Source organism: Pelagibius litoralis (assembly GCF_011683915.1).
Taxonomy (GTDB): Bacteria; Pseudomonadota; Alphaproteobacteria; order Kiloniellales; family Kiloniellaceae; genus Pelagibius; species Pelagibius litoralis.
Genome location: NZ_JAAQPH010000023.1, coordinates 81,833 through 94,387, shown reverse-complemented (window position 1 = coordinate 94,387; position 12,555 = coordinate 81,833). Strand labels below are relative to the sequence as shown.

Below are 12,555 nucleotides of genomic sequence, written 5' to 3'. Positions count from 1 at the left end.
AAAACGCTATTGTGGTGGCGCACGGTGTTGTTCCTTTCTCGTGTCCCAGGACGTCGCCAAACGCTTGGACACCAGTAGAATCAACACCGTGCGCTCAGTCCACCAAATCTAAACCGGACACCAGTGGAACAAGTCCGAGGGTGACGGCAGGAGAAAACGGCCCGCGATGAAGCTCGTTAAGACCCTGTCAGGCTTTCGCCTTCCAGCACCTGATCGATGAGCGTTAGGCTCTCGTCGAGGCCGTAGAGCGCCATGAAGGAGCCCATGCGCGGACCCTGTTCCTGACCGAGCAGAACCTCGTAGAGCGCCTTGAACCAGTCGCGCAGGTTCTCGTAGCCGTGGTCCTTACCGACGGCATAGACCTCGTTCTGGATCGCCGCGCCATCGGAGTCACCCGGCAGTTTGCGCAGGCGCGTAACGAGATCGGCCAGGGCCTTGCGCTCGCCCTCGCTCGGCGCGCGGTAGCGCTTTGAAGGCTTCACGAAATCCTTGTAGTAGCGCAGCGCGAAACCGACGAGCCGGTCGAGCATCGGGTCGCCCTCGGGCGTTGCCTCGGGTGAATAGCGGGTGATGAACCCCCAGAGCACCGCCGGGTCCTCCGTATTGCAGACGCTCGCCAGGTTCAGCAGCATGCCATAACTGAGCTTGGTACCCGGCAGCGGCGGCTGACCGTTGTGAATGTGCCAGGCCGGGTTTTCCAGGCGCTTCTCGTCCTGGCCGCTATAGGCCGCCAGATGCGCGAGATAGTCGTCCACAGCGCGCGGAATGACGTCGAAGTAGAGCCGCTTGGCCGCCCTGGGCTTCTGGAACATGAACAGCGATAGGCTCTCCGTCGGCCCGTAGGCCAACCACTCCTCGGCACTGAGGCCGTTGCCCTTGGACTTGGAGATCTTCTTGGCATCCTCATCCAGGAAAAGCTCGTAGTTGAAACCCTCCGGCGGACGGCCGCCAAGGATCTTGCAGATCTGATTGCCGAGCTTCACCGAGTCGATCAGGTCCTTGCCGGACATCTCATAGTCGACGCCCAGGGCATACCAGCGCATCGCCCAGTCGGCCTTCCACTGCAGCTTGCAGTGGCCGCCGGTGACCGGCGTCTCGACCTTGGATCCGTCCTCGTCCTGATAGACGATGGTGCCGGCCGCGGCGTCGGTTTCCAGAACCGGCACCTGCAGCACCCGTCCGGTCTTGGCACAGACCGGCAGGAAGGGACTGTAGGTCTCGCGGCGCTCCGGCCCCAGGGTCGGCAGCACGACGTTCTTGACCTTGTCGTAGTTGCGCAGCACCTGCAGCAGGGCTTCGTCGAAACGCCCGGAGGTGTACCACTCGGTCGACGACTGGAATTCGTAGTCGAAACCGAAGGTATCCAGGAAGCCGCGCAGGCGCGCATTGTTATGCGCCCCGAAACTGTCGTGGGTGCCGAAGGGATCGGGAATCTGGGTCAGCGGCTTACCCAGGTGTTCGGCCACCATCTCCTTGTTGGGGATGTTGTCCGGCACCTTGCGCAGGCCGTCCAGATCGTCGGAAAAGCAGAACAGCTTGGTCGGCAGGTCGCTGAGGCGCTGAAAGGCCTGACGCACCATGGTGGTGCGCGCCACCTCGCCGAAGGTGCCGATGTGGGGCAGGCCGGAGGGGCCGTAGCCGGTCTCGAAGAGGACATAGCCCTTTTCCGGTTTCTTGCCGGCCAGGCGCTTTACGACTCGTCTTGCCTCTTCAAAGGGCCAGGCGCGCGCGCCCTCGGCCAGTTCCCGCTCGTTTGCCATTGTTCCGCTCGCTTCAAGAAATCGGGAGAAAACGGCCCCAACGGAGCCGTTCCTCAACTGCGGGCGACCCTAGGCCTGGGAGTCGCAGGCGTCAACGCCGCTCGGGCTGGGGCCAGAGCAGCGCCCGGAGAAACCCCCGCTCCCTGGAACGTTCCAGAAAGGCCGCCTTCTGGTCCGGCGAAAGCCCGGCCAGGTAGCCGTGCAGCTCTTCCATCATATCCAGCACCATGCCGTCGCGTTCCTGGCGCCGCTCGTTCAGGCGCGTCTCCAGGCTGGCCCGGTCGAAGACCGGTGCCTGCAATGCCTCGATCATCAAGGTGCGAAATCCGCTGGAGCCGCCGCCCGCAGCCGCGCGGCGTTCGGCAATGCTCTGGCGCAACGCCTCCAGTCCGGCGACCTGCCGGGCATCCAGGCCGAAGTCCTTCGCCGCTGCGGCGACCGGATCTTCGGTCATCATCGAAGCCGGCTTGCCGATCAGCTGCGGATAGACAAGACCGGCCAGGAAAAACAGGTTCAAGGCCACGGAAGCCGCCAGCAGAAACCAGGAAAGTCGCTTGCTCATACCCGGCTTCCCCTAGATCAGCTCATCAAGCGCAAGCAGATCGGTCAGGTCGGAGCCCGCCGTCTGCTGCGGCAAGACCCGCTCTGACTGATAGCGGCCCAGCTCAAAGGCCCCGGCGCAGGCCAGCACCAGCGCGACCACGGCAAAGGCCGGCACCGCCGGGCGCAGCCAGGCACCAAACAGCCGGGAAATGAAATCGCCGCCCTCGCGGGTTGTTTCCACCGTCGTCCGGGACTTCGCCCCACCGCCCCGAAGCGCCTGGGCGCCGATAACCGACGACGCCGGCGCCGGCTGCGGGGCCTCCGTCAGGGCCGCCTTCAGCGTCAGAACCTCATCGAGGAACGCCGGATCGGCGGCCATTCGGGCTTCGATTCCGGCGGCTTCGGCTTCGCCGAGCCGGCCCTCCAGATAGGTCGCCAGCAACAGGGCATCGGGCTGCTGAGTGTCTGATCCCTCGCGCGGCGCCCAGGAATCCCTGGCTTTCTGCCAGAGTTCCGCGCCTTCTTTCGTTTTGTCGTCCTTCATCTGTCCTAAAACCTCTTCCCCTCAGGATTCACCCCTGGACCCTTGGTTGTGTTACGGCGAAAGTCACAAAACTATCCCCGCCTAAACATCCTCCGATTCACCCATTTCCGCCTGAAAATGCACCCGTAACTTCGCCAGGGCCTTGTGGTGCATGGAACGCACGGTCTGCGGGTCCACCCCCATCACAGCTCCGGCCTCCGCCGGGGTCATGTCGCGGCGGTAGAGCAGTTCCAGGACCAGGGCCTGGCGGGGCGAAATCACCCCTTCGGGAATTTTCACCCGCTCCGGCATCACCGGCTCGACCGCCAGGACCGCCTCGGGCTGGCTGTCGATATCCTCGGTCCGGCGCTTCAGACGCCGCAGGTGGTCGATCGCCGCCGAGTTGGCGATCACCGTCAGCCAGGTGGTGATCTTGGCCCGCTGATCATCGTAGTTGCGCAACAGGCGAAAGTCCTTCTGGCAAAGCCGGACGAAGACATCCTGCACCACGTCTTCGGCATCGGCGTTGCGGCCGGCCGGCAGCAGGCGCCGCCGCACGGCGGAAAAGATCACCGCCGCATGGCGCGCGACAAAGCGGTCCCACGCGCCCTTGTCGCCTTCCAGCAGGGAAGGAAGATCCGCATCTTCGTCACCCACGCAGGTCTGCTCTGCCGCGGGCCCGCGGCGCTGTTCGATCCCTCACCATGGCACCAGCATAGCGCAACCGACGGCAGGGTGCAGCGCTGCATCGAAAGGCGAAGAATTTACGGACAAGGCCCAGATAGGACCATGACGCGCTTTGCCGCCTGCGGTTATAGTCCGCCCATGAGTTCTACATCCGTTCCAGTTGATTCCCCGCCGCCCGATCTTGTCAGGCTGCCCGCCGCACCGGTTCTTTTGGCTGGACCCGGGCGGGCGGTCTGGATCGACCTGGAGGGTGAAGTCCACAGTCTTTCGGGGCGCGAAGCCGCCACCCGCGCCCGGCAACGCCCGCCGCTGGTCTGCCATGCCCGGGCAGTGGCCCGGCGCCTGGACTGCGACCCCTTTCCCGCCCTCGACCTGCTGGAACTCTTCGCCTTTATCAGGCCGGCCAGTTTCTGCCCGCCGACGCCGCACGGCCTGGCCTCGGCGCTCGGCCTCGCCAAGCCGGCCGATGCGGAGGCGGCGGCCGGCCTGTTGCCCCAGGCCGCCGTGGCTCTGTTGCGCGAGCTGGCAGCCCGTGGCGGGCGGGACCGGGATGCACCGGGCATCGCCTGGACCATGGCCCAGGCCGGCTGGCTTTGGGGTCCCTTCGTCATCGCGGCGCTGGGCTTTGGCGAGGGTGGTGCAGTCCTGCCGAAACGCAATCTGGGCCTCAGGGTCTGGGAGCGCCTGCCGGAATGGGAGGAGCGGCCGCCGCGCGGCGCGCCGGGTACGCAGCCGGTTTTACCGGAGGAAGGCCGCGCCCGTCTCGCAGCGGTCCTGGCCGGCCTGATGACCGGTGAAGCCGAACCCAGACCCCAGCAGGCCGACTATGCCGCCGCGGCAACGGCCGCCTTTGCCCCGCGTGCGGTGGAGGGCGAACCACAGGTGGTCTTGGCCGAGGCCGGTACCGGCACCGGCAAGACACTGGGCTATCTGGCCGCCGCCAGCCTCTGGGCGGAACGCAACAACGCCGCCGCCTGGATCTCGACCTATACCCGCAACCTGCAGGGCCAGGTGGACGACGAGCTCGCCGCGCTCTTCCCCGAACCCCGCGAGCGCGCCGCCAGGGTGGTGATCCGCAAGGGGCGGGAGAATTATCTCTGCCTCCTGAACCTCGCTGAAGCAGTCAGCCAGTTGCCCGCCCGTCCGCAGGACGCCGTGGCCCTGGGCCTGATGGCCCGCTGGGCGGCGCGCACCCGCAACGGCGACATGGTCGGCGGCGACTTTCCCGGCTGGTTCACCGATCTCTTCGGCCCGGTCCGCACCCTGGGCCTGGCGGACCGCCGCGGCGAGTGCATCTACTCCGCCTGCCAGCACTACCGCAAGTGCTTCATCGAGCGTTCGGTGCGCTCGGCCCGTCAGGCGGATATCGTGGTCGCCAACCACGCGCTGGTGATGATCCAGGCGGCCATGGGCGGCGGCGACGACGGACAGTTGCCGACCCGCTATGTCTTCGACGAGGGGCATCACCTTTTCGAAGCGGCGGACAGTGCTTTCGCCGCCCATCTTTCCGGCCGCGAATCCCGCGAACTGCGGCGCTGGCTGCTGGGTGCCGAGGGTGGCCGGCGCGGCGCCACCCGGCTGCGCGGCCTGAAGCGCCGCCTGGAAGACCTGCTGGCCGACGACGCCGCCGCCCTGGAGGCGCTGGAAGAAGTGCTGCGGGCGGGACGGGTGCTGGCCGGTGAGGGCTGGCGCCAGCGGATCGAGGAAGGCCGGGCCGAAGGCGCCAGCGAACAGTTCCTGACCCTGGCGGCCCGGCAGGTCTATGCCCGCAGCAGCGGGCAGGACCAGCCCTACAGCCTGGAAGCCCCGGCCCAGCCGCCGGTCGATGGCCTGGCGGAGGCCGCCGACGCCCTGGCCGCCGGCCTGGCCGGACTGATCCAACCGCTGAAGGCGCTGCGCCGCCTGTTGCTGGCGCGCCTGGATGAGGATGCGGAAACACTGGACAGCGACAGCCGGCGGCGGATCGAAGCGGCCGCCGGGGGTCTGGAAGGCCGGGCCCTGTTGCCGCTGGCCGCCTGGCAGGACATGCTGCGCGCCCTGAAGGATGAAACGCCGCCGGAGTTCTGCGACTGGTTTGCCGTGGAACGCCTGGACGGACGCGACATCGACGTCGGGCTCTACCGACACTGGATCGATCCCAGCCGACCCTTCGCCGCGAGCCTCGGCCAGAGCGCCCACGGCCTGCTTATCACCTCCGCCACCCTGACCGACCAGAACCTTGCTCCATCAGCGCTGAACGATGCCGAGGCGGAGCGCGATCTCAAGGCCGAAGCCTGGCAGGCGGCCGAGCGGCGCCTGGGTATCGATCACATGGCGGCGGCGGTGTCGCGGCTCAGCCTGGCCTCGCCCTTCGACTATGCCGCCCAGACCCGGGTGCTGATCGTCCACGACCTGAAGCGCGGCGACCTGGACCAGCTCGCCGCCGCCTACCGATCCCTTTTACTGGCCGCCGGCGGCGGGGCGCTGGGGCTGTTCACCGCCATCGCCCGCCTGCGCGCGGTGCAAAAGCGCATCGCACCGGCCCTGGCCGAGGCGGGCGTTGCACTCTACAGCCAGCATGTCGACGGCCTGGATACCGGCACCCTGGTCGATATCTTTCGCGCCGAGGAGGACTCCTGCCTCCTGGGCACCGATGCGGTGCGCGACGGGGTCGACGTGCCCGGCCGCTCGCTGCGCCTCATCGCCTTCGACCGGGTGCCCTGGCCGCGCCCGGACATCATTCACAAGGCGCGGCGGGCGGCCTTCGGCGGGCGCGCCTACGACGAACAGCTGACCCGCCTGAAGCTGCGCCAGGCCTATGGCCGCCTGATTCGCCGCGCCGACGACCGCGGCGTCTTCGTACTGCTCGACCCCCTGCCCTCACGCCTGCTGGACGCTTTCCCGCCAGCGGTCACGGCGCAGCGTGTCGGCCTTGCCGAAGCGGTGGCGCAGGTCACTGAGTTCCTTGATCGATAGGGTCTGTCAGGCCCGCTTCCCGTAGACCCGGATCACTTCGAGGAACTCGTGCAGCGAGTTCTGTTTTTCGCTGTCCACGATCAACAGCATGGTGACGGTCTCGCCGTCAGCCGAAAGCGGCAGGATGATACGCGCGTAGGAATGCTGCTTCCCATCGCTCCGCAAAGCCAGCACATGGGCCAGCGGTTCGCGGCGTTCGACGGCTGTGCAGTAGTGGCTATGGAGCAGCATGCCATAGTCCGGCGGGCTCAATTCGCGCGGACGCAGCGTCGCCAGATCATAGCCGTGCACATCGCAGATGCCGGTACCGCTCAGCCGATACAGGAAATCGATGGCGCCGTCTTCGGCCCGTTCCACATCGGCCAGCATGATGCGCGCCAGCAACGCGGGCATCTCGGTCGGGTCGAGATCTTCGCGGGCCGGCGCAAAGCGACCGCGCCGCTTGCTCTGCCAATAATTCAGGGCCTGAATAAGATCGGGATAGAGCGCAAGGCCTTCGGCCAGATCAAGCTCGGCCGCCTGGATGTCGGAGAGCACCTCTTGCATGCCCCATAGTCGACGTTGAGAAGACCCCAGGCAAGGCTCTTTGCCTACATCTAAGCGCCTGGATTATAAACCACATCCTGGCGCTTAACCGAAGCCTTCTGAATACGGCTGTTTGGCGGCAGCGCAGTGACAAAGGTCGAGCCGTAGGACCGCTTCGAAGCCGTCGTTCCTGCCGGCTGCCGGCGAGCGCAATTCAAGACTCCCGCCGGATTGCGAAAGGAGGGCCTCGACGATGGCAAGACCGAGCCCGGCGCCCGCCACCGTCGCCCCGCCGCGCTCGAAGCGGTTCATGAGCCTGGCCAGCCGCGCCGGGGGCACGACGGTACAGGCATTGGCCACATGGATAGCGCCACTGCCATCGACCCGGATTTCCACCGGCTTGTCCGCCGTCCCATGAAAAAGGGCGTTGTCGATCAGGTTGCGCAGGATGATTCCAAGAGCGTCGATATCTATACGGGCCATCAGCCGCCGGTGGCCGCCGTCGTCCAAGTTCAGGCGCTCACCGACAGCACCCTTGCGTGCGAATTCGTCGACCACCAGCTTCAGCACCGGGAGAACATCGATCGCTTCGCGGCTGCGGGCGATACCCGCTTCGGCGCGGGCAAGCTGCAACAGCCTCTCCACCAGATCGCTCAGGCGCTTGAGCGTAAGGGCGAGTTGTTCGACGCGAGAGCGCTCGGGCGTGTTTTCCAGTTGGGCCGCCAAACGCTGAGTCTGGGCGAGGGCCGCAGCCACCGGGGTACGAAGCTCATGGGCGCTGTTGGTGGCAAAGGCGCGCTCGCTTGCCAATGCCTGCTCGAGGCGCGCCAGCAGACTGTTCACATCCTGGACAATCGGCGACAGTTCCTCGGGCAGGGTCGCATCGGAAATCGGCGAGAGGTTTGCGCCGCCGCGGGCGTCCATGGCGGCGCGAACCTCGGCCACCGGAACCAGGCTGTGGCGGACGGTCCAGAAGACCGCCATGGCGACCAGCGGAATGAGCAATCCCAGAGGCGCCGCCAGCCAGGCAAGCGTTTCGAAAACCGCCTCCCGGCGGTGCGTCAGCCGTTCACCGACGTGGAGGAAGAGCCCCGAAGATGCGTAGTGTTCGGTAAAGAAACGCCAACCCCCTGCCTCCGCGTGACCTCTTTGCAGAGCAACGGGAAAGGCCTGGCGCGGCGCATCGTGGGAACGCTTCAGTACCAGGCCCTGGGCGTCACGCAGCTGGTAGACCAGGTACTCCTCGTGCTGAGCGAACTCCAAGGGCTTGCCCAAAGTGCCCCGGCCGCCCGCATCATCGTGTTGGCGTATATCTTCGAGAACCAGCGGGAACAATCGCTGGGCGGTTTCCTGCAGGGCGCTGTCGAAAACCTCGTTGATCTCGTGATCCACGATGGCCGCTGCCGCGATCATCGCCAAGAGCCAAAACCCTGCGAAGGTCAGGGTCAGGACAGAGATGAGACGCCGCGCAATACTCCAGGGCTTTCTTTTCGGTAAGCTCCCGGGTTCGCTCACGCCGCCCCCAGGCGATAGCCGACGCCGCGCAGCGTGTGGATCGATTCGCGACCGAGCTTCTTGCGCAGCCGGCTGACATAGACCTCGATGGTATTGCTTTCGATCTCGGAGTCGAAATCGTAAAGCGCCTCTTCGATCTGGTCCTTGGAAACCACCGCCGTGGGACGCTGGGTCAGCAGATCCACAATGGCCCACTCGCGTTTGGTCAGGTCGACGGTCTCGCCGTCGCGCCGGACCCGCCGCGCCGCCTTGTCGATCTCCAGCGCACCGAGCACAATCAGCGGGTTGGGATTGCCGCCGTAACGCCGCGAGACCGCCGCAACCCTGGCGCTGAGCTCATCGAGGTCAAAGGGTTTAACCAGATAGTCGTCGGCCCCGGCATTCAGCCCCTCGATGCGGTCGCTGATCTGGTCGCGCGCCGTCAGGATGATCACCGGTCGCCGATCACCATGGCGACGCATGGCCTTCAAAAGGTCCAGGCCCCGGCCATCAGGCAGGTGGAGATCGAGCAGCAGCAGCCCATAGTCGACCGCGCGCAAAGCGGACTCCGCCTCGTCAAGCCGCTTTACCCAGTCGACGGCATGACCGTCGGCGGCAACCTGCTCGCGCACCGCCTGGCCCAGAAACGGCTCGTCTTCGATCAATAGAACCCGCATCTGTCGACTGCCTTGCGGCCCGCCCGGACCGTCCGATGAAACGCGAAAGAGGTGATGTCCCATAGCAAGCTGACGCCAAGCTGAAAAACGAGACGGCCCGCTTTCAGGTTGCTGTCAGCGACGTCAGCCATAAAGGCGGCATCCCAACACAAGCCTCAAGAGGTATTTTGATGAAATCGATCGTTCTCTCCACCGCGCTGGCCGCCGCCCTTGCCGTTTCCCTGGGGGCGGGTGCCGCCTCTGCCAGCGATAAATGCAACGTACCGCAAGCGGAGTGGCAGCCGAAAGAGGCCTTGCAGAAGAAGCTGGAAGGCGAGGGCTGGAAGATCAAGAAGATCAAGGTCGACGACGGCTGCTACGAAGTCTACGGCACCGATGCCGCCGGCAAGCGCATGGAAACCTATTTCGACCCAAAGAGCTTCGCCGTCATCAAGGCGAAAATGGAGAACTGAGGCCATGGCGGCGACGGTGAAGGTCTGGGATCCGCTGGTCAGGATCTTTCATTGGACACTGGTCGGCAGTTTCGCGCTTGCCTGGATCAGTGCCGACGAATGGGACGACCTGCACAGCTGGGCAGGCTACGCAGCGGCTGCGCTGATTGCGTTCCGCCTGGTCTGGGGCCTCCTGGGACCGCGCTATGCGCGCTTCAGGCAGTTCATCCGCGCGCCCGGCACCGTCGCCGCCTACCTCAAAGACGTCCTCCTGGGCCGCGAGGCACGTTACCTCGGTCATAATCCGGCAGGCGGCGCGATGATCATCGCGCTCATCGTCACTCTGGCCATGCTCTGCCTGACCGGCTGGATGTATACCCTGGACATCTTCTGGGGTGAGGATTGGGTAGAGGAGATCCACGAAGTCCTCGCCAATCTGATGCTCGGCCTGATCGGCCTGCACCTGGCCGGTGTATTTGTGGCCAGCCTCAAACACCACGAGAACCTGGTCCGGGCCATGATCACCGGCCGCAAGCGTTCGCCAACTTCAAGCGACGTAAACTAGGGCGTTTTCGACTTACGTCGAAGCGGTTCCAGCCCGCTCCCCCTCCCGGCCACCCACCAGGATAATCACATTGGGTGGCCGGGAGGGGGAGCGGGCCGGTGCCGTCAAACTGTGAAAGAGTCTAAGCAGGCTGGTGAAAAAGCCTTCAGGCCGCCTTGCACGGCCTTCGAGACGACCCTTCGGGTCTCCTCAGGCTGAGGAGTGCAGCGTCTCGAAGCACGAGGTCGGTCAACCCGCCGGCTTTGTCAGCAGCCTGCCAACTGTTTGATGTAGAGCGCCGGAACAGGATTGACGGCGCAGGGCAGGGCTCTCAGCCGATCCCCAGATAGACGAAGAGCGCCGAAAGCGTGGCAAGGGAAACCACGGTGGAGACCATGATCACCGCGGTCGAGCGCTGGACGAAGATGCCGTACTGCTGCGCCAGGACGAAGACAAGGGCCCCGGTCGGCAGCGCCGACTGGATCAGGGCACCGGCAGCCCAGATCGGGTCCATGGTGAAGACATGGAAAGCCAGCCACCAGGTGACCAGGGGCTGTACGGCCAGTTTCAGGAGCACCAGCCAGCTGACCTCGGTCATGCCCGCCGTGAAGGACTTGCCGACCATGAAAAGGCCGATGGCAAAGAGCGCGCAGGGGCCGGCCGAGGCGCCGAGGATATCGCAGAAGGTCGCGACCGCCTTGGGCACCGGCAGCCCGAGACCGGAGGCGGCAAGCCCGGCCGCGGCCGAGAGCACCAGCGGCGAGCGCAGGATACCGCCCAGCACACCGCGCAGAACGACAAGACCGCTCTTGCCCTGCTGCACATCGATCTCCAGCAAGGCGATACCGATGGCCATGATGACGGCGCCGTTCAGAATGGTGGAGACAATTCCCGGCAGCATGCCCGCCTCGCCGAAGGCCAGCATCAGCAAGGGAATGCCCATGTAGCCGGTGTTGGCGAAGATCGCCGAGAGACCGCCGAGACCGAGCGCGCCCAAGCGGTTGGGAAAGGCAAAGCGCGCCACCACGACGGCCAGGATAAAGGTGAAAGCGACCCCGCCGCCATAGGCCGCCAGAAAAGGCAGATTGAACACCTGGTCGAGAGAGACCCGCGCCATGGATATGAAGAACAGCGCCGGCAGGGCGATGTAGTAGACGAAGCGGTTCAGCGCCTCGCTGCTTTCATTCCCCAGAAGGCGGAAGCGGCCGGAGACATAGCCGGCAAGCATGATCGCGAAAATCGGGAAAACAACGTTCAGAATGGGCCCCATGGCGCCGACCTTGCCGCCCGGGCCGATCGCTGTCGAGCGCAAATGCCACAGGCCTTCCATGCGGCTTCTGCGGGCTTGACGCTGCCGCCGCCGCCTGCCTAGTCTTCGCCGCCGCCGGGCCGCCGCATCTCACACAGGGCCCGCATACCCAATGAGCAAGAAGCGAAACCCAATGTCCGATCATCACACCGCCCTCGTCTACACCATGGTTCTGGTTTCTGCCGCCGACCGCGACATGACCGATTCGGAGCTGTTGACCATCGGCGACACGGTTCAGCACCTGCCGGTTTTCGCTGACTACGACCTGAACGAAGTGCCGAAGGCCGCCCAGGCCTGTGCGGAGTTGCTGGCCCAGGAAGACGGGCTGGAGAAAATCCTGCACTTCATCACCGACAAGCTGCCCAGCAAGCTGTCGGAAACCGCCTACGCCATCGCGCTGGACGTGGCAGCCGCCGACAGTGCAGTGAGCCAGGAGGAACTGCGCCTGCTGGAGATGCTGCGCCACCGCCTGCAGGTCGGCCGCCTGCCGGCCGCCGCAATCGAACGCGGCACCCGCGCCCGCAATATGCGCCTCTGAGCGCCGGCCTCCATCAAATCCATCCGTAAGATCGCGTCCGGTAAGACGGCATAGGGGCGCCGGCGAAAGCCGGCGCCCCTGATGCGATTCTGCAGGGACCACGTGGCAGCACTCCAAAAGGAAGGCTGCTAAGTTATTGTTTTATTAATGTTATTTTGTTGAGCTTTCATCAACAGGTGGGCAAGCTTGAACCCTATCGGGGTCCCAAGGGACGGAAGGATAGGAGGGAATATGAGCGATCTTGCACTGCAGATGAACGACTACCGGCTGACAACGGCCGAGATTCTCTATCACTTGCCGGATCATCCGGCCCTGCTCCAGTCCTACATCTGGCAGGAATACGACTTGGCCCCGCGCTATCCCGAGCTGCACAAGTTCCTGGCTTTTTGGGAAAAAAATCTGGAAGGCCCTCTGCACTCGGTGAATGTTGCCAACATTCCGATCATTGCGGCGCCGGATACACGTATCGCGGCCTGCTGCCTGACCCTTCAGTAGCGCCGGGCCCGGCCCCCGGCTTGCGCGGCAGAAGGTCGCGCCTGCCCCTTTTTGCTCCATGCCGCCACCCCGCC

The 12,555-nt window shown here is 65.2% G+C and carries 13 protein-coding genes; 5 read left to right on the top strand and 8 right to left on the bottom strand.

Annotated features, from left to right (window positions below):
* Positions 1 to 176: 176 nt before the first annotated feature.
* From HBA54_RS23550 to HBA54_RS23535, 4 genes are all read right to left on the bottom strand, one after another.
* Positions 177 to 1,760 carry a lysine--tRNA ligase gene (locus tag HBA54_RS23550; RefSeq protein WP_167229319.1) on the bottom strand — a complete coding sequence of 528 codons (1,584 nt, stop codon included), beginning with the start codon at positions 1,758 to 1,760 and terminating at the stop codon, positions 177 to 179.
* Between the two features lie 91 nt (positions 1,761 to 1,851).
* A complete protein-coding gene (locus HBA54_RS23545; RefSeq protein WP_167229317.1) occupies positions 1,852 to 2,322 on the bottom strand; it encodes a periplasmic heavy metal sensor in 471 nt (156 codons plus the stop codon).
* Positions 2,323 to 2,334: 12 nt separating this feature from the next.
* Positions 2,335 to 2,847, bottom strand: a complete 513-nt coding sequence (locus HBA54_RS23540) for a hypothetical protein (protein ID WP_167229314.1) — start codon at positions 2,845 to 2,847, stop codon at positions 2,335 to 2,337.
* A gap of 81 nt (positions 2,848 to 2,928) precedes the next feature.
* Entirely contained in the window at positions 2,929 to 3,483 is a 555-nt protein-coding gene (locus HBA54_RS23535) for an RNA polymerase sigma factor (protein ID WP_167229312.1), read from the bottom strand.
* Between the two features lie 168 nt (positions 3,484 to 3,651).
* Here HBA54_RS23535 and HBA54_RS23530 point away from each other — a divergent pair, with 168 nt between their 5' ends.
* Positions 3,652 to 6,468 carry an ATP-dependent DNA helicase gene (locus HBA54_RS23530; RefSeq protein WP_167229310.1) on the top strand — a complete coding sequence of 939 codons (2,817 nt, stop codon included), beginning with the start codon at positions 3,652 to 3,654 and terminating at the stop codon, positions 6,466 to 6,468.
* A 6-nt stretch (positions 6,469 to 6,474) separates the two neighbouring features.
* Here the strand turns inward: HBA54_RS23530 and HBA54_RS23525 are convergent, their stop codons facing one another.
* The 3 genes from HBA54_RS23525 to HBA54_RS23515 form a co-directional block, all read right to left on the bottom strand.
* Positions 6,475 to 7,014 (bottom strand): PAS domain-containing protein, encoded by a 540-nt coding sequence (locus HBA54_RS23525; RefSeq protein ID WP_167229308.1) that lies wholly within the window; start codon positions 7,012 to 7,014, stop codon positions 6,475 to 6,477.
* Between the two features lie 84 nt (positions 7,015 to 7,098).
* Positions 7,099 to 8,508, bottom strand: coding sequence for a sensor histidine kinase (locus tag HBA54_RS29770; protein ID WP_167229306.1), 1,410 nt, complete (start codon positions 8,506 to 8,508; stop codon positions 7,099 to 7,101).
* On the bottom strand, positions 8,505 to 9,164 hold the full coding sequence (locus tag HBA54_RS23515; RefSeq protein ID WP_167229304.1) for a response regulator: 660 nt from the start codon (positions 9,162 to 9,164) through the stop codon (positions 8,505 to 8,507). The genes HBA54_RS29770 and HBA54_RS23515 overlap by 4 nt, the downstream gene beginning before the upstream one ends.
* A gap of 170 nt (positions 9,165 to 9,334) precedes the next feature.
* Here HBA54_RS23515 and HBA54_RS23510 point away from each other — a divergent pair, with 170 nt between their 5' ends.
* Together HBA54_RS23510 and HBA54_RS23505 are read left to right on the top strand one after the other, a co-directional pair.
* Positions 9,335 to 9,616 carry a PepSY domain-containing protein gene (locus HBA54_RS23510; protein ID WP_167229302.1) on the top strand — a complete coding sequence of 94 codons (282 nt, stop codon included), beginning with the start codon at positions 9,335 to 9,337 and terminating at the stop codon, positions 9,614 to 9,616.
* 4 nt (positions 9,617 to 9,620) lie between these two features.
* Positions 9,621 to 10,160, top strand: coding sequence for a cytochrome b/b6 domain-containing protein (locus HBA54_RS23505; protein ID WP_167229300.1), 540 nt, complete (start codon positions 9,621 to 9,623; stop codon positions 10,158 to 10,160).
* A 310-nt stretch (positions 10,161 to 10,470) separates the two neighbouring features.
* Here HBA54_RS23505 and HBA54_RS23500 read toward each other — a convergent pair whose 3' ends face one another.
* On the bottom strand, positions 10,471 to 11,451 hold the full coding sequence (locus tag HBA54_RS23500; RefSeq protein ID WP_240932852.1) for an AEC family transporter: 981 nt from the start codon (positions 11,449 to 11,451) through the stop codon (positions 10,471 to 10,473).
* A gap of 130 nt (positions 11,452 to 11,581) precedes the next feature.
* Between HBA54_RS23500 and HBA54_RS23495 the strand changes: the two genes are divergently transcribed.
* Together HBA54_RS23495 and HBA54_RS23490 are read left to right on the top strand one after the other, a co-directional pair.
* Positions 11,582 to 11,986, top strand: a complete 405-nt coding sequence (locus HBA54_RS23495; RefSeq protein ID WP_240932851.1) for a tellurite resistance TerB family protein — start codon at positions 11,582 to 11,584, stop codon at positions 11,984 to 11,986.
* Between the two features lie 231 nt (positions 11,987 to 12,217).
* The gene (locus HBA54_RS23490) at positions 12,218 to 12,481 is read left to right on the top strand and encodes an usg protein (RefSeq protein ID WP_167229296.1); all 264 of its coding nucleotides are present in this window, start codon (positions 12,218 to 12,220) and stop codon (positions 12,479 to 12,481) included.
* The last annotated feature ends 74 nt before the right edge of the window (positions 12,482 to 12,555 follow it).

Coding starts and splice junctions, on each gene's coding strand:
- HBA54_RS23550 (WP_167229319.1), bottom strand. CDS start 1,760: ATGGCAAACGAGCGGGAACTGGCCGAGGGCGCGCGCGCCTGGCCCTTT.
- HBA54_RS23545 (WP_167229317.1), bottom strand. CDS start 2,322: ATGAGCAAGCGACTTTCCTGGTTTCTGCTGGCGGCTTCCGTGGCCTTG.
- HBA54_RS23540 (WP_167229314.1), bottom strand. CDS start 2,847: ATGAAGGACGACAAAACGAAAGAAGGCGCGGAACTCTGGCAGAAAGCC.
- HBA54_RS23530 (WP_167229310.1), top strand. CDS start 3,652: ATGAGTTCTACATCCGTTCCAGTTGATTCCCCGCCGCCCGATCTTGTC.
- HBA54_RS23525 (WP_167229308.1), bottom strand. CDS start 7,014: ATGCAAGAGGTGCTCTCCGACATCCAGGCGGCCGAGCTTGATCTGGCC.
- HBA54_RS23515 (WP_167229304.1), bottom strand. CDS start 9,164: ATGCGGGTTCTATTGATCGAAGACGAGCCGTTTCTGGGCCAGGCGGTG.
- HBA54_RS23510 (WP_167229302.1), top strand. CDS start 9,335: ATGAAATCGATCGTTCTCTCCACCGCGCTGGCCGCCGCCCTTGCCGTT.
- HBA54_RS23505 (WP_167229300.1), top strand. CDS start 9,621: ATGGCGGCGACGGTGAAGGTCTGGGATCCGCTGGTCAGGATCTTTCAT.
- HBA54_RS23495 (WP_240932851.1), top strand. CDS start 11,582: ATGTCCGATCATCACACCGCCCTCGTCTACACCATGGTTCTGGTTTCT.
- HBA54_RS23490 (WP_167229296.1), top strand. CDS start 12,218: ATGAGCGATCTTGCACTGCAGATGAACGACTACCGGCTGACAACGGCC.